The organism is Variovorax sp. 54 (assembly GCF_002754375.1).
Classification (GTDB): domain Bacteria; phylum Pseudomonadota; class Gammaproteobacteria; order Burkholderiales; family Burkholderiaceae_C; genus Variovorax.
In genome coordinates, this window is record NZ_PEFF01000001.1 from 4,455,527 (window position 1) to 4,471,650 (window position 16,124).

Below are 16,124 nucleotides of genomic sequence, written 5' to 3' on the forward strand. Positions count from 1 at the left end.
CCATGCAACGCGCCGCCGCCCTGCTGTTGCCGCGCCTGTCGGCGCTGCTGCTTGCACTGGCGGCCGGCGTGATCGGCGTCGGTGCGCAGGCCATGAGCATCCGCGAGCTGCGCACCCTCGAAGCCGGTGAAAAAGACGGCAAGGCCTACGCCAGCTACTACCTCGTCGGCGTGCTCGAAGGCCTGCGCGAGGGCGTCGAATCGTCGCAGCGCAACGGCCAGCTGCCGCCGTTCTGCATCGAAGGCCGCCGCCTCGAACCCGCCATGGCCCGCTCGCTCTACCAGACCGAGCTGAGCCGCAACGCCGACAGCTACGAAGCCGACATGCCCGTGCAACTGGTCATGGCCGGCGCCCTCCGCAACAGCTACCGCTGCACCCGATGACCGTTTCCGATTCTTCCGCTTCCACCTCCGCTTCGGACACCCGCCTGCCGCTCGACCGCATCCGCGCCGACGTGCGCGCCATGCACGCCTACGCGGTGCAGGACGCGCGCGGCTTCCTCAAGCTCGACGCGATGGAGAACCCCTACGGCCTGCCGCCCGCGCTGCAGACCGAACTGGGCGCACGCCTGGGCGCGCTGGCGCTCAACCGCTACCCCGGCGACCGCGGCGCCGACCTGCAGCGCGCGCTGGCCGCCCACGCGGGCCTGCCCGAAGGCTTCGGGCTGATGCTGGGCAACGGCTCGGACGAACTCATCTCGTTGCTCGGCATCGCCTGCGACCAGCCCGGCGCCGCCGTGCTCGCGCCCGTGCCCGGCTTCGTCATGTACGCCCTAAGCGCCCAGCTGCAGGGCCTGCGCTTCGTCGGCGTGCCGCTCACGGCCGACTTCGAGCTCGACGAGGCCGCCATGCTGGCCGCCATCGCGCGCGAGAAGCCCGCCATCGTCTACCTCGCCTACCCGAACAACCCCACTGCCAACCTCTGGGACGACGCCGTCATCGAGAAGATCGTGCAGGCCCAGGGCGCGCAGGGCGGCCTGGTGGTGATCGACGAGGCCTACCAGCCCTTCGCCGCCCGCAGCTACATCGACCGGCTCGCCCGGCACCGCCACGTGCTGCTGATGCGCACCCTCAGCAAGTTCGGCCTGGCCGGCATCCGCCTGGGCTACCTCATGGGCCCCGCCGCGCTGGTCGCTGAGATCGACAAGGTGCGCCCGCCCTACAACATCAGCGTGCTCAACTGCGAAGCCGCGCTGTTCGCGCTGGAGCACGCCGCGGTGTTCGAGGCGCAGGCGCGCCAGATCCGCGAGGGGCGCGACCAGCTGAAGGCCGCGCTGGCTCGGCTGCCGGGCGTGAAGACCTGGCCCAGCGACGCCAACATGATCCTGTTGCGCGTGCCCGATGCCACCCGTACCTTCGAGGGCATGAAGGCCCGCGGGGTGCTGGTGAAGAACGTTTCTAAAATGCATGAACTGCTCGCCAACTGCCTGCGCCTCACCGTCGGAACGGCCGACGAGAACGCGCAGATGCTGGCGGCGCTCGAAGCCTCACTATGACCACCCCCACGACCCCGGGCAGCACCGATCGCATCGCGACGGTCACCCGCAACACCGCCGAGACGAAGATCACGGTCAGCGTCAACCTCGACGGCACCGGCAAGGCCAAGCTCTCCACGGGCATCGGCTTTTTCGATCACATGCTCGACCAGATCGCCCGCCACGGGCTGATCGACCTGGACATCGACTGCGAGGGCGACCTGCACATCGACGGCCACCACACGGTGGAAGACGTGGGCATCACGCTCGGCCAGGCCGTGGCCCAGGCCATCGGCGACAAGAAGGGCATTCGCCGCTACGGCCATGCCTACGTGCCGCTCGACGAAGCGCTGAGCCGCGTCGTCATCGACTTCTCGGGCCGCCCGGGCCTCGTGATGCACGTGCCCTTCACCAGCGGCATGATCGGCACCTTCGACAGCCAGCTCACCTACGAGTTCTTCCAGGGCTTCGTGAACCACGCTTTCGTCTCGCTGCACATCGACAACCTGAAGGGCGTGAACGCGCACCACCAGTGCGAAACCGTGTTCAAGGCCTTCGCCCGTGCCATGCGCGGCGCGCTGGAGCTCGATCCGCGCTCCATCGGCGTCATTCCCTCGACCAAGGGTTCGCTCTGAAATCCCTCGGCGAACAGCTATGAAATCTGTAGCAAAAAATTCCGTCGCGGTTGTCGACTACGGCATGGGCAACCTGCACTCCGTGTCGCAGGCCGTGCGCCATGCGGCCGACCAGGTGGGCGTGGAGGTGTTCGTCACCTCCGACCCCGACGTGGTCCGCAAGGCCACCCGCGTGGTGCTGCCGGGGCAGGGCGCCATGCCCGACTGCATGCGCGAGCTGCGCGATTCGGGCCTGCAGGCGTCGGTGCTCGAAGCCGCGGCCAGCAAGCCGCTCTTCGGCGTGTGCGTGGGCATGCAGATGCTGCTGTCGCGCAGCGACGAGGGCCCGACCGACGGCCTGGGGCTCATTCCCGGCGAGGTCATCAAGTTCGACCTGGCCGGTCGCCTGCAGCCCGACGGCAGCCGCTTCAAGGTGCCGCAGATGGGCTGGAACCAGGTGCGCCAGGCCCAGCCGCACGCGGTGTGGGCGGGCATTCCCGACCAGAGCTACTTCTATTTCGTGCACAGCTTCTACGCGCGCCCGGCGGATGCCCGGCACAGCGTGGGCGAGGCGGATTACGGGGCATGCTTTACCGCAGCCATCGCACGCGATAACATTTTTGCCACCCAGTTCCACCCGGAGAAGAGTGCGGACCACGGGCTGCAGCTGTATCGCAACTTCCTCCACTGGACTCCCTGAACCTTTTTTCCCGACCGGGCCGAACCCTCCACAGCCCGGCTTTCGCACACTCGCGCCACTTCCATGCTCCTCATTCCCGCCATTGATCTCAAAGACGGCCACTGTGTTCGCCTCAAGCAGGGCGACATGGACCAGTCCACCGTCTTCAGCGAAGACCCCGCCGCCATGGCCCGCAAATGGGTCCAGGCCGGCGCGCGCCGGCTGCACCTGGTCGACCTGAATGGCGCCTTCGCCGGCAAGCCACAGAACCACGCGGCCATCAAGGCGATCCTGAAGGAAGTCGGCGACGACATCCCCGTGCAGCTCGGCGGCGGCATCCGCGACCTCGACACCATCGAGCGCTACATCGACGACGGCCTGCGCTACGTGATCATCGGCACCGCCGCGGTCAAGAATCCGGGCTTCCTGAAGGACGCCTGCGTGGCCTTCGGCGGCCACATCATCGTGGGGCTCGATGCCAAGGACGGCAAGGTCGCCACCGACGGCTGGAGCAAGCTCACGGGCCACGAGGTGGCCGACCTGGGCAAGAAGTTCGAGGACTACGGCGTCGAATCGATCATCTACACCGACATCGGCCGCGACGGCATGCTCTCGGGCATCAACATCGACGCCACCGTCAAGCTGGCCCAAGCGCTGACCATCCCGGTGATCGCTTCGGGCGGTCTGTCGAACATGGCCGACATCGACCAGCTCTGCGCGGTCCAGTCCGAAGGCGTCGAGGGCGTGATCTGCGGCCGTGCCATCTACTCGGGCGACCTCGACTTCGCCGCCGCCCAGGCGCGCGCGGACGCGCTGGCCGGCGCCTGACGCCTTTCCCCCTGTACAGGCCGTAGCGCGTGCTCTCCGCGCTCGCCATTGCCAACTACCGCTCGCTGCGCCAGCTGACGGTGCCGCTGGGCCGGCTCACGGTGGTCACCGGCGCCAACGGCAGCGGCAAGTCGAGCGTGTACCGCGCGATGCGGCTGCTGGCCGACATCGCCAACGGCGGCGTGATCCGCTCGCTGGTGCGCGAGGGCGGGCTGTCTTCCACGCTGTGGGCCGGGCCCGAGCGGTTTTCGGCGGCCATGCTGCGCGGCGACGTGCCGGTGCAGGGCACCACGCGCAGCGAGCCGGTGGCGCTGAAGCTGGGCTTCGCCGGCGCCGAGGCCGACGATTTCGGCTACGCCATCGACATCGGCCTGCCGCCGCCGATCCCATCGACCGCCTTCTCGCGCGACCCGCAGATCAAGCACGAGGCGATCTGGAGCGGCCCGTTGCTGCGCCCCGCCACGCACCTCGTCGACCGGCCGATTCCGGCCTTCGCCAGCATGATGACCGAGCACGCCGACCCGCGCGACGCGCCCGAGATGCTCACGCTGCGCGAGCAGATGCGTTCCTGGCGCTTCTACGACCACTTCCGCTCGGACGCCGAGGCGCCCGCGCGCCAGCCGCAGCTGGGCACCTACACGCCCGTGCTTGCCAACGACGGCGCCGACCTGGCCGCGGCCCTGCAGACCATCCGCGAGATCGGCGACGGCGAGGCGCTCGACAGCGCCGTGGACGACGCCTTTCCAGGCGCCCGCATCGAGGTGCATGCGAACGGCGACCGCTTCGAGACGCTGATGCACCAGCACGGCCTGTTGCGGCCGCTGACGGCGGCGGAGCTGTCGGACGGCACCCTGCGCTACCTGCTGTGGATCGCGGCGCTGCTGACGCCCCGGCCGCCCGCGCTGCTGGTGCTCAACGAGCCCGAGACCAGCCTGCACCCCGACCTGCTGCCTGCGCTCGGCCGCCTCATCGCGCAGGCGGCGCGCGTGTCGCAGGTGATCGTGGTGTCGCATGCGGCGCGCCTGATCGCCGCCTTGGACGACAGCGACGGCCTGCAACCGGTGGTACTCGAAAAACGCTTCGGGGAGACCCGCATCGCGAACCTCGACATGAGCGAGATGCCGCGCTGGGAGTGGCCGGCGCGGTAGAGAAGGGCAGGCGGCCGGCCTACTCGGCCTTCACCGCCATCGTCTGGATGATCGTTTCCAGCTGCGCGCTCATCGGCAGATTGAGGCTCTCACCAGAGGGCAGCTTGCGCAGGAACCAGCGCTTGTACTGCCGCTCGATCTCGCCGTCTTCGGCCAGCACCTGGAAGGTGTCGTTGATCACCTTGCCCAGTTGCGCGTCGCCCTTGCGGTACATGATTCCGTAAGGGTCGTAGGAAAGAAAGTCGCCCACCACCTCGTAATCGGCCTTCGCCGCGTCCTGTGCGATCAGGCCGTAGAGCAGCACGTCATCGGTCGCGAAGGCATCGGCCTGCCCGCTCTTGACGAGCCCGAACGATTCCGCATGGTCGCGTGCCACTTTCAGCTCGATGTTGAGCTTGAACTTCTGCGACAGGTCACGCAGCGTCTTCTCGTTGGTGGTGCCGGCCGTCACCGCCACCTTCTTGCCGGCCAGGTCGCGGAACGACTTGATCGGCGAGCCCTTTTTCACCAGCACCTTGGTGCCCGAGACGAACATCGTGGGCGAGAAGCTCGCGCGCTTCTGGCGTTCGAGGTTGTGGGTGGTGGAGCCGCATTCCAGGTCGACCTTGCCGCTGGCGACCGCATCGAAGCGCGAGTCGGAGGTGACGGGCTCCCACTTGATCGTCAGGCTCTTGTTGACCGTGTCTTCGATGGCCGTCACCAGCGCGCGGCACAGCTCGATCGAGTAGCCGATCGGTTCCTTGCGCGCATTCAGGTACGAAAAGGGCACGGACGACTCTCGGTAGCCGATGGTGATGGCGCCCGTCTCGCGGGCCTTGGCCAGCGTGCCGGTCAGGAGCGCCTGTGCCTGCGCGGTTCCGGTCGGCAGGGCCACGAGGGCCGCAGCCGCCAGCAGCAACGCGGCGACAGCGGGTGGCAGGTACGTGCCGATGCGCTTCATGGCCTTGCGCCTCACGCGTGCGCCGGGTGGGCGAGCGTCGCGTTGGCTTCCTCGTCGAGCGCCTTGGCGTTGACCTCGGCGTCGCTCTCGGAGAGCAGCTCGCCTTCCCACTTGGCCACGACGGCGGTGGCGACGGAGTTGCCGACCGCGTTGGTGGCCGAGCGGCCCATGTCCAGGAAGGTGTCCACGCCCAGGATCAGCAGCAGGCCCGCATCGGGAATGTCGAAGTGGGACAGCGTGGCCGCGATCACCACCAGCGAAGCGCGCGGCACGCCGGCCATGCCCTTCGAGGTGAGCATCAGGATCAGCAGCATGGTGATCTGCGTGCTGATCGGCATGTGGATGTTGTAGGCCTGCGCGATGAACAGCACGGCGAAGGTGCAGTACATCATCGAGCCGTCGAGGTTGAACGAGTAGCCCATCGGCATCACGAAGCTGGAGATCTTGCGCTTGACGCCGAAGCGGTCGAGCGCCTGCAGGATCTTCGGATAGGCCGCTTCGGAACTCGCCGTGGCAAAGGACAGCAGGAAGGCTTCCTTGATGAGCACGAGCAGCTTGAAGATTCGCGGGCCCAGGAACAGGAAGCCCGCCAGGATCAGCACGCCCCACAGCACGAACAGGCCGAAGTAGAAGTCGCGCATGAAAACAGCGAGATCCAGCAGGATCTTGAGACCGTTTTCGGCGACGGTGGCGGCCATGGCGGCCAGCACCGCGAGCGGCGCGAGCTTCATGACGTAGCCCGTGATCTTGAGCATGGCGTGCGACAGCTCTTCGATGGCGGCAATCAGCGTCTTGGCCTTGTCGCCCAGCGAGGCCAGTGCCACGCCGAAGAACATCGAGAACACCACGATCTGCAGGATCTCGTTGTTGGCCATCGCCTCGGCGAACGATTTGGGAACCGTGTGGTTCACGAACTCCTTGATCGTGAACTTCGAGGTGGCGATGTTGGTGACGGTGCCGGCGTCCGGTATCACCGCATTGATGTTGGCGCCGGGCTGCAGCACATTGGCCATGACGAGGCCGATGATCAGGGAGATCAGCGAAGCGGTGAGGAACCAGCCGATCGATTTGAAGAACACGCGGCCGACCGATTTGGCGTCACCCATGTGCGCGATACCGACCACCAGTGTCGAGAACACCAACGGGCCGATCAGCATCTTGATCAGGCGCAGAAACACGTCCGACACGATGGCCACGTAGCCGGCGATTTCCTTGGCGGCCTTCTTGTCCGGAAAGCTCGTGAAGATCATGTAACCGACGATGATGCCGAGCACCATGGCGATCAGGATCCAGGCGGCCATGGGCAGCTTTTTCTTCATGCGTATCCCCTTTTGTCGTGTGAGAGTGATTCTTTTCGAGTGCACGGGACCGACCCGGCACAGGGTATCCAAGAAAGGCGGATGCACGCAATGGCCCGCTGTCAGGATGCGGCGGCTGCCTACAATTCCTCACATGGATATCCGCTCGATCGAGTTTCGAGGCCAGCCGGCGTTGCACGCCGAGGCGGCCGATGGCAGCACCCTGACGGTCGCGCTGCATGGCGCCCAGGTGCTTTCCTGGGCCCCGGCCCGCGGTGGGGAGCGACTGTATCTGAGTCCGAAGGCCGTTTTTGACGGCCAAACCGCCATCCGCGGCGGCATTCCCCTGTGCTGCCCCCAGTTCAACCAGCGCGGCATGCTCCCCAAGCATGGCTTCATGCGCAATCTGCCTTGGATTCGCGAGGAATCGGGTGCGCCCGACACGCTGCGGCTCGTGCTGCGCGACAACGACGCCACCCGCCGGCTCTGGCCGCATGCCTTTGAGGCGCGGCTGGACGCGACGCTCGCCGCCGGCCAGCTGCGCACCGCGCTCACCCTGACCAACACCGGCGACGCGCCCTGGCCGTTCTCGGCCGCGCTGCACACTTACCTGCGCGTGGACGACATCGCCACGGCGCGCCTCGAAGGCCTGCAGGGCGCGCCGCGCTGGGACGCCGTGCGCGATGTGCGCCAGACCGAAACGGCCGCCGCGCTGCAGTTCGACGCCGAGTTCGACAGCGTCTATACCGCCCCGGCACAGCCGCTGCGGCTGGTGCAGCCCGGCGGCACGCTCGAAATTACCCAGAGCGAAACCTGCACCGAAACCGTGGTCTGGAACCCCGGCGCCGCGCTCGGTGCGACACTCGCGGACATGCCCGCAGAGGGCTTCCGCCACATGCTCTGCGTCGAAGCGGCCCGCATCGACGAACCCGTCGTGCTGGCGCCCGGCGCCCAATGGCAGGGCTGGCAACAGCTCCGCGTTCTCTGATCGATTTCTCCCTGGTTCACCACCCCATGCTTGCCAAACGCATCATTCCCTGCCTTGACGTCACCGGCGGCCGTGTCGTCAAGGGCGTCAACTTCCTCGAGCTGCGCGATGCCGGCGACCCGGTCGAAATCGCGGCGCGCTACAACGCGCAGGGCGCCGACGAACTCACCTTTTTGGACATCACGGCCACCAGCGACGGCCGCGACCTGATCCTGCCGATCATCGAAGCGGTGGCCTCGCAGGTCTTCATTCCGCTGACCGTGGGCGGCGGCGTGCGCACCGTGGCCGACGTGCGCCGGCTGCTCAACGCGGGCGCCGACAAGACCAGCTTCAACTCGGCCGCCATCGCCGACCCGCAGGTGATCAGCGACGCGGCCCAGAAGTACGGCTCGCAGTGCATCGTGGTCGCCATCGACGCCAAGCGCCGCAGCCCCGAAGACGCCGCCACGCGCGGCGCGGGCTGGGACGTCTACAGCCACGGCGGGCGCAAGAACACCGGCCTCGATGTCGTGCAGTGGGCGACCGAGATGGCGCGCCGCGGCGCGGGCGAGATCCTGCTCACGAGCATGGACCGCGACGGCACCAAGAGCGGCTTCGACCTGGCCCTGACGCGCGCCGTGAGCGACGCGGTCAACGTGCCCGTGATCGCCTCGGGTGGCGTCGGCAGCCTCGACGACCTGGCCGACGGGATCCAGAAGGGCGGCGCCGACGCGGTGCTGGCCGCGAGCATCTTCCACTACGGCGAATACACGGTCGGGCAAGCCAAGGCCCGCATGGCCGAGCGCGGGATTCCCGTGCGCATCGACGCCTGAGACGCGTCCGAAGGGTCTTTCCTATCCTCGACAATATCCCCATGAATTGGCTTGATGAAGTGAAGTGGGACGCGAACGGGTTGGTGCCCGTGATCGCCCAGGAACAAGGCACGAACGACGTGCTCATGTTTGCGTGGATGAACCGCGAGGCGCTCGAAAAGACCGCCGAGCTGGGCCGCGCGGTGTATTTCAGCCGCTCGCGCAACAAGCTGTGGTTCAAGGGCGAGGAATCGGGCCACGTGCAGACCGTGCACGAGATCCGCCTCGACTGCGACAACGATGTCGTGCTGCTCAAGGTGACGCAGCTCGGCCACGCGCCCGGCATCGCCTGCCACACCGGCCGCCACAGCTGCTTCTTCAGCAAGTACGAAAAGGGCCAGTGGACCGTGGTCGAGCCGGTCTTGAAAGACCCGGAGTCGATCTACAAATGAGCGCCACAGTGAACGACGCCCACAACACCTCCGACGCACTCGCCCGCCTGGCCGCGGTGCTCGAAAGCCGCCTGCCCGCGAACGGCGGCGACCCCGAGAAAAGCTACGTTGCCCGGCTGCTGCACAAGGGCCCCGACGCCTTCCTCAAGAAGATCGGCGAGGAAGCCACCGAGGTCGTGATGGCCGCCAAGGACGCCGACCACGGCGGCGACCGCTCGAAAATAGTGAACGAAGTGGCCGACCTGTGGTTCCACACCATGGTGGCGCTGGCCCACTACGGTTTCTCGCCAGCCGACGTCGTCGCGGAGCTCGAGCGCCGCGAAGGCACCAGCGGCATCGAGGAAAAAGCCCTGCGCAAGGTGCAGGCCCGCGAAGCTTCCAACGACTGAATGATGGATTGAAAGGGCATCGACCATGGCCAATGACATCGTGAACGTGGAACCCGACGACTCCCTCAAGACCTGGGGCTGGGTCAGCTACGTGCTGCACCTGATCGTGGCCATCGGCGCGGTCGTGCCGGGCGCGCAGGCCTCCGTGCTGCTGCTGCTCATCGCGCTGCTGATCGACTTCGTGAAGCGCGACGACGCGGCCGGCACCTGGCAGGCCTCGCACTTCAGCTGGCGCATCCGCTCGGTGCTGTGGGCCGGCCTGCTGTACATCGTCACCTCGTGGCTCTGGCTGCTGCTGTTCGTGCCGGGCTGGATCGCCTGGAGCCTGATTTCGCTGTGGTTCCTCTACCGGATCGTGAAAGGCATGATCCGCATGAACGACAGCCGTCCCATGGAACCCAAAGATGTCATCTGATCCGAACTGCGTCTTCTGCAAAATCGTCGAAGGCAAGATCCCCTCGCGCAAGGTCTACGAAGACGACGACCTGTTCGGCTTTCACGACATCTCGCCCTGGGCGCCGGTGCATTTCATGCTGGTGCCGAAGAAGCACATCGCCTCGATGGCGCAGCTCACGCCCGAGGATTCGGCGCTCATGGGCAAGATCATGACGTTGGCCCCCCAGCTGGCGCTGGAGCAGGGCTGCAGGCCCTATCCGGACGGCGGCTACCGCGTCGTCGTGAACACCGGCGCCGAAGGCGGGCAGGAGGTTCACCATCTCCATGTGCACGTCATGGGCGGCCCCCGCCCTTGGCTTCGCGGCTGACCAGGGTTAAGCCAAACTGTCACATTCCCCCCGACTAAAATCGGACACATTCTTAGGAGTTCTCCATGGGTTCTTTTTCCATCTGGCACTGGCTGATCGTGCTGCTCGTCGTGGTCATGATCTTCGGCACCAAGAAGCTGCGGAACATGGGTTCGGATCTCGGTGGCGCCGTCAAGGGCTTCAAGGACGGCATGAAGGACGGCTCGGCCTCCCCCGATGCCTCCACCACGTCGACCCCCACGCAGCAAGTGACCGGCCAGCCGGCCAACAGCGACAAGTCGACGATCGACGTCGAAGCGCGCCAGAAGTCCTGAGCACCGCAGGCACACATCCGTGATCGACCTCGGCATTGAGAAGCTGGCGCTCATCGGCGTCGTGGCGCTGATCGTGATCGGGCCGGAGAAGCTGCCGCGCGTTGCACGCACGGTGGGCGCCCTGCTCGGCAAGGCACAACGCTACGTGAACGACGTCAAGGCCGAAGTCAACCGTTCGATGGAGCTCGACGAGCTTCGCAAGATGAAGACCACGGTCGAGGACGCGGCGCGCGACGTGGAGCACAGCATCCACACTGGCGCCAGCGAGTTCGAGAAGCAGTTTTCCGGCGCGTCCGGCGACACCTTGTCGGCGCTGGCCGAGCCCGAGCAGGCGGTGCCCGAATACAGGCACCCCCGCAAAAACTGGCGCCTGAAGCAGGGCGCCACGCCGAATTGGTACAAGGCGCGCAACGGCGTGCGCACCAAGGCGCTGTCGGGCGCGGCGCGGGTCGCCCGCTTCCGCCCCCACAAGATCAACTGACGCACGCGCGCACGCCCTGCGGCGTTCCCGGGCGCCCCGTGCGCCTGTGTCTCCTACGCTTTCTCCTTTCCCCATGGCCGATTCCGACAACAAGAACAAAGAAGAAGACGAGCTGGCGGGCACCGAGCAGCCGTTCGTGCAGCACCTGGTCGAGCTACGCGACCGGCTGCTGTACTGCGTCTACGGCCTCGCGGTCGCGGGCATCTTGCTGGCGATCTGGCCCGGTCCGGGCGGGCTGATGGACATCATCGCCATGCCGATTCGAGCGCACATGCCGCCCGATGCCAAGCTGATCGCCATCGGCGTGTTCTCGCCGTTCTTCGTGCCGCTCAAGGTGCTGATGATGGCGGCCGTGCTGCTGGCGCTGCCCTGGCTCATGTACCAGGCCTGGATGTTCGTCGCGCCGGGCCTGTACAGCCACGAGAAGCGCTTCGCACTGCCGCTGATCTTCTTCGGCAGCATGCTGGCCTACGGCGGCATCGCCTTCGTGCAGCTGTTCGTGCTGGACAAGATGTTCGGCTTCATCCAGAAGTTCACGCCCGCGGCGGTGGCGGCCACGCCCGACATCTCGTCCTATGTCGAGGCCATCCTGTCGCTGTACATCGCCTTCGGCGTGGCCTTCCAGGTGCCGATCGTGGTGATGCTGCTGGTGCGCTTCGAGATGGTCACCATCGAGAAGCTGCGCTCGTTCCGCGGCTACTTCATCGTGATCGCCTTCGTGGTGGCCGCGGTGCTCACGCCGCCCGACGTGGTCTCGCAGCTCGCGCTGGCGGTGCCGATGTGCCTGCTGTACGAGGTGGGCATCATCGGGGCGCGCTATTTCGCCGGGAAGGGCAAGGCGCCCGAGGGTGAAGAAGAGGGCGCGGGTTCGGGGTCTTCCGGCAGTTCCTGATCCCGAGCGGTGCTATCGCACAAGCCGGATGGAGGCCGAGCTTCCCCCGCTATTCGCTATCTGCTCTCCCGCGCGCAGAATAGGCCGCCGCGTCGACCCCGCGGCTCTTCGTCTTCCACTCGCCTTCTTTCGGTCCGGCGGACGAAGTGGTTGCGCAGAGGCCTCGGGCGCAGGCATCACGTCCACCGGCGTGCGTTTGCGCGACCAGTTGCTCAACGTCGCTGAAGCGAGATTTCTAGCCTTCGCACAGCCTCATGGCCGCATACCGAATCCGACAGCTTGATCGCTTCAAACCGGACTCATCCGTGTATTGCCGGTTGGGCACATTGCCATCTCTCATTTCGTTTCTCCGTACTCCGGAAGCTATCAATTTCTTGCTGTCAGTGAAATCGAGACATGGTCAGTTGGGGCCGGAGGTGCGTATGAAACACCTTGCACATTTACCTTCTGCACACCCGCCCCGAAACCTCGCATCGCGTTGTTTTGCGACGAGTAGCCTGTTAACGATCCGCCGACGAATCGCACATTGCTGAAACTGATCGGGTCCTTGATCTCGTTGTAGCAACCGACCGTCGCGCCGGATGTGTCGGTTTGGGGGGCTCGGATTGTGTAATCCACGTCGGATTGGGATATCCCGGCCCGTGACATGGCCCTCGTGTAGAGGGCGTACGTACCAACGCCACTGCCAGCAGCGCGCACACTGATCTTCGAACGCGTTACATAGACGCTCTGCACAGCGGCGATCGAGTAGCCACGGCAATCTGCATCCAAAGTGAGCTCCGTGACTTGATGTGAGTACGCAATGCGGACGCCTAAGGCCCCGCCGACGGTCTTGACAGCGATCTTTGCGTTCCGGAGGTTGTCCAGCAGCAAGCCAACGTGTGCGGCCTGCACAGGGCCGGCGAACCGTACTGAGCCAGATGCGACGACGTTCGTGCAATTGCGGAACGAGAGGGGTGTCACCGAGTTCGGGGTGCCACGCGAGGTGATGCTGACAGTTTCGACCGTCACGTCACTCACATTGCCTCCCAAGGTACTCTTGGACTTGCCGAGAACTTGGAAGCCGAAGTTTCCTGCTGTGTCAATGACGGCATTGCCAATATGCACCGACTCAACCGTCTGGAAATCATGATTCGGCTCGATATCAAAACCCCCAGGTTCGGTTACAGATCCGATCAAGCCACCCACGCGAAGGGACGTGAAGTTGTCTACAGATACGCGGCGAGCGCTGATGATGCTCATAGCATTGCGCCCATCATCTGCGCTGTTGATGACACTGAACTTTCCGAAAGTCAGGTCGCTTGGAATTTCCGAGCTACTGCTGTAGTCCAGTTGACCGATGTAAATGCCATCACCACGCACCTCGCGCCCCACGAACGTTGGGAAGCTAAGCAGCGATCCACCTGCAATGCAAACGAGGTGGCAATGCTCTTCTGTAGGCTGTACAGCCCGGTTGCCGTCGCCGCGATATTCGACTGCGACTCGACTGACCCCCCTTAGGACCAATCCGACCCAGTTGCCCTGAAAATTGGTCGTGCTGGCGTTTGGCCGCTGCCTGAGCAGCAACTCACCCTCACAAATGATCGACGTTCCGTCATAGCTGTCGCCGTCCAATAGGACCCCTGCATGCAGGAAGCGGCCTGCGGAAATCAGCAGCTTCTTGCTCTTGTTGGCATCGATGGCCGCTTGCAGCGATGCTGAGTCGTCGGTCGTACCGTCACCTTTGGCTCCCCACCACTTCACGTCGGCTGGACCGGTGAAGTCGCGCGTCCAGCGTCTTCCAAGTGCGTCAACGATTGACGTTGCGCCGTCGCTTCCTGAGGTAGCGTCCGCGTCGTTGCGTTGGAATGCTCCCGCAATCCCGAGCTGCGTGATGCGCACGCCTTTCGCGCGTCCCGTATACGCACGCAAGGCGGCATAGTCCAGGAGCGGCAGCGTGCTGTCCAAAATCTTCTGCGCCTCTACAGGGCTGAATCCGCCGATCGCCAACAGACCGGCTGTCGCCAATTTTGGGGGCATCAGTGCCCCGCTGCCCTGCCAGTACGCTAACAAGCCCGCCCACGTCTTCTTGATGATTCCTCGACGGTCGATTGCAGTCAGCGCTGTTGATGTTGCAAGTTCCACAACGTGATCGACGTCCTGCTTCACAGCAGTGAGATCTTCAGGTCGAATCGGATCAGGCATTCATGCTCCCAAAACAAGGGTGTGAACCAAAGCGAACTGTCGCAGCGCATCAAGCACTTCGGTAGACGTCTCAGGGTAAGCAAAAATCACATTCGTGTGCGCCGGCTTGCGCTCTCGGATGGGACGCTCAGCCAGCGACGGCTTGTAGATCTGTGGCACCACGTTGCAGTGTTCGCTGCAGGTCGCAGGCCGAGGGTTCGCAGCACAGTGGTTGAAAACGACGGCCCACACGAACCGCGTCGACCTCGCCATACAGCTGCGAGTTGCAGTCGTTGTTGCAGCCCGTCGGGCGGGAGTCGTCGTAGATGTAGGTGTTCGGCTCACCGTAGCGCTCCGCGAGCTGCACGAAATACGCGATGGACGCCCGGCCTTGTTCAGTGAGCCTCGCATACGGTACCTTCGAAGATGCGACTGTCCGCATCACGGTCGAGATCGATAACGAGGAATTTCGTGTCGGCCAGACTGTGAGTGCCGAGCACCAGTGTAGAACTGGTGGCGAGTTTGACAAGGGGCTGCTCAAGGCGGAGTTTGAGCTGGATCGAGTGATCCTGCTGTCTTGACTGCCCCACTTGGCTGCGGCGTAGCCCTGCGAAGTTCGGCTGCGGTGGAGTCGTTGTGAAAAGAAAATTGCCCTTCGGACCAACGGCCGGAGGGCATATCTGGCGGACTCAGCACAGACTGCCGAAGCCGCTTTCGGGTTGTCTCGTCTACTCGTTGTTAGGCAACTGCTGCCGGATCGGGCTCTTCGGTCGCAGCCCCGGCGTCACGTCCAATTCCATCTTGTCGGTGCCGCGCTGCAGCGCGAAGCGTGAGGTGTCGCCTGGCTTCAGGCCGGCCACGGCGGTCAGCAGGGCCTGCACGCTGTCGGTCTTCTTTTCGCCTACCGAGGTGATCACGTCGCCCGGGCGGATGCCGGCCTTGGCGGCGGGGCCGTTCTGCAGCACGCCGGTGATGATCACGCCCGCGTCGGCCTTCACGCCGAAGGTCTCGGCCAGCTCGGGCGACAGGTCGCTCGGCTCGACGCCGATCCAGCCGCGGCGCACCTGGCCTTCCTTCACGATGCCCTCGAGCACGATCTTGGCCATCGACACCGGAATGGCGAAGCCGATGCCCATGCTGCCGCCCGAGCGCGAGTAGATGGCGGTGTTGATGCCCTGCAGGTTGCCGTTGACGTCGATCAGCGCGCCGCCCGAGTTGCCGGGGTTGATGGCCGCGTCGGTCTGGATGAAGTTCTCGAACTGGTTGATGCCCAGCTGGTTGCGGCCCAGCGCCGAGACGATGCCGCTCGTCACGGTCTGGCCGACGCCGAAGGGGTTGCCGATGGCCAGCACCTGGTCGCCCACCAGCAGCTCGTCGGAGTTGCCCAGCACGATCACGGGCAGCTTGTCGAGCTCGATCTTGAGCACGGCCAGGTCGGTGTCGGGGTCGGTGCCGATCACCTTGCCGCGCGCATGGCGGCTGTCGTTCAGGGTGACCTCGATTTCGTCGGCGCCCTCGACCACGTGGTTGTTGGTGAGGATGTAGCCGTCGGGGCTCACGATGACGCCGCTGCCCAGGCCCACCTGGGGCTGGTCGGCCTGGTCGCCGAAGAAGAAGCGGAACCACGGGTCGTTGCTGCGCGGGTGGCGCTGCGCGGCCTTGCTCGTGTTGATGCTCACGACCGCCGGCGAGGCCTTCTTGGCCGCCGCGCTCAGGCTGCCGGGCGCGGGCACAGCCGGCGTGCCGCTGGGCGCCTCGACGATCGACACCACGCCGCCCAGCGAGGTCGAGCGCTTGTGGATCCATTCAGGCTTGAGCGTCGCGACGACGAAATAGGCCGCCAGCAGGACGGTCACGGCTTGGGCAAAGAGCAGCCAGGTGCGTTTCATGAAAGCTTGATGGAAGAGCG

At 65.3% G+C, this 16,124-nt stretch carries 20 protein-coding genes; 16 read left to right on the forward strand and 4 right to left on the reverse strand.

Translation table 11 applies throughout. From position 1 onward, the window contains the following. The first annotated feature begins 2 nt into the window (after window positions 1-2). The 6 genes from CLU95_RS20545 to CLU95_RS20570 all read left to right on the forward strand — a co-directional run bounded on the left by CLU95_RS20545 (window position 3) and on the right by CLU95_RS20570 (window position 4,743). Window positions 3-383, forward strand: a complete 381-nt coding sequence (locus tag CLU95_RS20545; protein ID WP_099795305.1) for a hypothetical protein — start codon at window positions 3-5, stop codon at window positions 381-383. Further along, window positions 380-1,495, forward strand: coding sequence for a histidinol-phosphate transaminase (hisC, locus tag CLU95_RS20550; RefSeq protein ID WP_099795306.1), 1,116 nt, complete (start codon window positions 380-382; stop codon window positions 1,493-1,495). Before CLU95_RS20545 ends, hisC begins: the two co-directional genes overlap by 4 nt. Further along, the gene (hisB, locus tag CLU95_RS20555; RefSeq protein WP_099795307.1) at window positions 1,492-2,109 is read left to right on the forward strand and encodes an imidazoleglycerol-phosphate dehydratase HisB; all 618 of its coding nucleotides are present in this window, start codon (window positions 1,492-1,494) and stop codon (window positions 2,107-2,109) included. Before hisC ends, hisB begins: the two co-directional genes overlap by 4 nt. 19 nt (window positions 2,110-2,128) lie before the next feature. Then, window positions 2,129-2,788 (forward strand): imidazole glycerol phosphate synthase subunit HisH, encoded by a 660-nt coding sequence (gene hisH, locus CLU95_RS20560; RefSeq protein ID WP_099795308.1) that lies wholly within the window; start codon window positions 2,129-2,131, stop codon window positions 2,786-2,788. Window positions 2,789-2,851: 63 nt separating this feature from the next. Continuing rightward, the gene (gene hisA / locus CLU95_RS20565; RefSeq protein WP_099795309.1) at window positions 2,852-3,595 is read left to right on the forward strand and encodes a 1-(5-phosphoribosyl)-5-[(5-phosphoribosylamino)methylideneamino]imidazole-4-carboxamide isomerase; all 744 of its coding nucleotides are present in this window, start codon (window positions 2,852-2,854) and stop codon (window positions 3,593-3,595) included. A 29-nt stretch (window positions 3,596-3,624) separates the two neighbouring features. Continuing rightward, window positions 3,625-4,743, forward strand: a complete 1,119-nt coding sequence (locus CLU95_RS20570; protein WP_099795310.1) for an AAA family ATPase — start codon at window positions 3,625-3,627, stop codon at window positions 4,741-4,743. 19 nt (window positions 4,744-4,762) lie between these two features. Here the strand turns inward: CLU95_RS20570 and CLU95_RS20575 are convergent, their stop codons facing one another. Continuing rightward, window positions 4,763-5,683: an amino acid ABC transporter substrate-binding protein gene (locus tag CLU95_RS20575; protein WP_099795311.1), complete on the reverse strand. Its 921-nt coding sequence runs from the start codon at window positions 5,681-5,683 to the stop codon at window positions 4,763-4,765. A gap of 11 nt (window positions 5,684-5,694) precedes the next feature. Next, window positions 5,695-7,002, reverse strand: coding sequence for a dicarboxylate/amino acid:cation symporter (locus CLU95_RS20580; RefSeq protein ID WP_099795312.1), 1,308 nt, complete (start codon window positions 7,000-7,002; stop codon window positions 5,695-5,697). Window positions 7,003-7,135: 133 nt separating this feature from the next. Between CLU95_RS20580 and CLU95_RS20585 the strand changes: the two genes are divergently transcribed. From CLU95_RS20585 to tatC, 9 genes are all read left to right on the forward strand, one after another. Then, complete coding sequence (locus CLU95_RS20585) at window positions 7,136-7,969, forward strand: D-hexose-6-phosphate mutarotase (protein ID WP_099795313.1); 834 nt, start codon at window positions 7,136-7,138, stop codon at window positions 7,967-7,969. Between the two features lie 26 nt (window positions 7,970-7,995). Next, window positions 7,996-8,781 carry an imidazole glycerol phosphate synthase subunit HisF gene (hisF, locus tag CLU95_RS20590; RefSeq protein WP_099795314.1) on the forward strand — a complete coding sequence of 262 codons (786 nt, stop codon included), beginning with the start codon at window positions 7,996-7,998 and terminating at the stop codon, window positions 8,779-8,781. A gap of 41 nt (window positions 8,782-8,822) precedes the next feature. Further along, complete coding sequence (hisI, locus tag CLU95_RS20595) at window positions 8,823-9,212, forward strand: phosphoribosyl-AMP cyclohydrolase (protein WP_099795315.1); 390 nt, start codon at window positions 8,823-8,825, stop codon at window positions 9,210-9,212. Continuing rightward, window positions 9,209-9,601, forward strand: coding sequence for a phosphoribosyl-ATP diphosphatase (locus tag CLU95_RS20600; protein WP_056572728.1), 393 nt, complete (start codon window positions 9,209-9,211; stop codon window positions 9,599-9,601). The genes hisI and CLU95_RS20600 overlap by 4 nt, the downstream gene beginning before the upstream one ends. Before the next feature lie 25 nt (window positions 9,602-9,626). Beyond that, window positions 9,627-10,016 carry a DUF4870 family protein gene (locus CLU95_RS20605; protein ID WP_099795316.1) on the forward strand — a complete coding sequence of 130 codons (390 nt, stop codon included), beginning with the start codon at window positions 9,627-9,629 and terminating at the stop codon, window positions 10,014-10,016. Further along, entirely contained in the window at window positions 10,006-10,365 is a 360-nt protein-coding gene (locus CLU95_RS20610) for a histidine triad nucleotide-binding protein (protein ID WP_099795317.1), read from the forward strand. Before CLU95_RS20605 ends, CLU95_RS20610 begins: the two co-directional genes overlap by 11 nt. Window positions 10,366-10,430: 65 nt before the next feature. Next, window positions 10,431-10,679 (forward strand): Sec-independent protein translocase subunit TatA, encoded by a 249-nt coding sequence (gene tatA / locus CLU95_RS20615; protein WP_099795318.1) that lies wholly within the window; start codon window positions 10,431-10,433, stop codon window positions 10,677-10,679. A 19-nt stretch (window positions 10,680-10,698) separates the two neighbouring features. After that, complete coding sequence (gene tatB, locus CLU95_RS20620) at window positions 10,699-11,160, forward strand: Sec-independent protein translocase protein TatB (protein ID WP_062471652.1); 462 nt, start codon at window positions 10,699-10,701, stop codon at window positions 11,158-11,160. Between the two features lie 73 nt (window positions 11,161-11,233). Beyond that, complete coding sequence (gene tatC / locus CLU95_RS20625; protein ID WP_099795319.1) at window positions 11,234-12,052, forward strand: twin-arginine translocase subunit TatC; 819 nt, start codon at window positions 11,234-11,236, stop codon at window positions 12,050-12,052. A gap of 366 nt (window positions 12,053-12,418) precedes the next feature. On the opposite strand, the gene CLU95_RS30700 is transcribed toward tatC, so the two are convergent. Further along, window positions 12,419-14,236, reverse strand: a complete 1,818-nt coding sequence (locus CLU95_RS30700) for a hypothetical protein (RefSeq protein WP_143606026.1) — start codon at window positions 14,234-14,236, stop codon at window positions 12,419-12,421. Between the two features lie 377 nt (window positions 14,237-14,613). Here CLU95_RS30700 and CLU95_RS30705 point away from each other — a divergent pair, with 377 nt between their 5' ends. Next, window positions 14,614-14,796: a hypothetical protein gene (locus CLU95_RS30705; RefSeq protein ID WP_180288651.1), complete on the forward strand. Its 183-nt coding sequence runs from the start codon at window positions 14,614-14,616 to the stop codon at window positions 14,794-14,796. A gap of 147 nt (window positions 14,797-14,943) precedes the next feature. Here the strand turns inward: CLU95_RS30705 and CLU95_RS20630 are convergent, their stop codons facing one another. Then, a complete protein-coding gene (locus CLU95_RS20630) occupies window positions 14,944-16,104 on the reverse strand; it encodes a S1C family serine protease (RefSeq protein ID WP_099795320.1) in 1,161 nt (386 codons plus the stop codon). Between the last annotated feature and the right edge of the window lie 20 nt (window positions 16,105-16,124).

Coding starts and splice junctions, on each gene's coding strand:
- CLU95_RS20605 (WP_099795316.1), top strand. CDS start 9,627: ATGGCCAATGACATCGTGAACGTGGAACCCGACGACTCCCTCAAGACC.
- hisB (WP_099795307.1), top strand. CDS start 1,492: ATGACCACCCCCACGACCCCGGGCAGCACCGATCGCATCGCGACGGTC.
- tatC (WP_099795319.1), top strand. CDS start 11,234: ATGGCCGATTCCGACAACAAGAACAAAGAAGAAGACGAGCTGGCGGGC.
- CLU95_RS30700 (WP_143606026.1), bottom strand. CDS start 14,236: ATGCCTGATCCGATTCGACCTGAAGATCTCACTGCTGTGAAGCAGGAC.
- CLU95_RS20580 (WP_099795312.1), bottom strand. CDS start 7,002: ATGAAGAAAAAGCTGCCCATGGCCGCCTGGATCCTGATCGCCATGGTG.
- hisH (WP_099795308.1), top strand. CDS start 2,129: ATGAAATCTGTAGCAAAAAATTCCGTCGCGGTTGTCGACTACGGCATG.
- CLU95_RS20575 (WP_099795311.1), bottom strand. CDS start 5,683: ATGAAGCGCATCGGCACGTACCTGCCACCCGCTGTCGCCGCGTTGCTG.
- CLU95_RS20630 (WP_099795320.1), bottom strand. CDS start 16,104: ATGAAACGCACCTGGCTGCTCTTTGCCCAAGCCGTGACCGTCCTGCTG.
- hisA (WP_099795309.1), top strand. CDS start 2,852: ATGCTCCTCATTCCCGCCATTGATCTCAAAGACGGCCACTGTGTTCGC.
- hisC (WP_099795306.1), top strand. CDS start 380: ATGACCGTTTCCGATTCTTCCGCTTCCACCTCCGCTTCGGACACCCGC.
- CLU95_RS20610 (WP_099795317.1), top strand. CDS start 10,006: ATGTCATCTGATCCGAACTGCGTCTTCTGCAAAATCGTCGAAGGCAAG.
- CLU95_RS20600 (WP_056572728.1), top strand. CDS start 9,209: ATGAGCGCCACAGTGAACGACGCCCACAACACCTCCGACGCACTCGCC.
- hisI (WP_099795315.1), top strand. CDS start 8,823: ATGAATTGGCTTGATGAAGTGAAGTGGGACGCGAACGGGTTGGTGCCC.
- CLU95_RS20545 (WP_099795305.1), top strand. CDS start 3: ATGCAACGCGCCGCCGCCCTGCTGTTGCCGCGCCTGTCGGCGCTGCTG.
- hisF (WP_099795314.1), top strand. CDS start 7,996: ATGCTTGCCAAACGCATCATTCCCTGCCTTGACGTCACCGGCGGCCGT.
- CLU95_RS20585 (WP_099795313.1), top strand. CDS start 7,136: ATGGATATCCGCTCGATCGAGTTTCGAGGCCAGCCGGCGTTGCACGCC.
- tatA (WP_099795318.1), top strand. CDS start 10,431: ATGGGTTCTTTTTCCATCTGGCACTGGCTGATCGTGCTGCTCGTCGTG.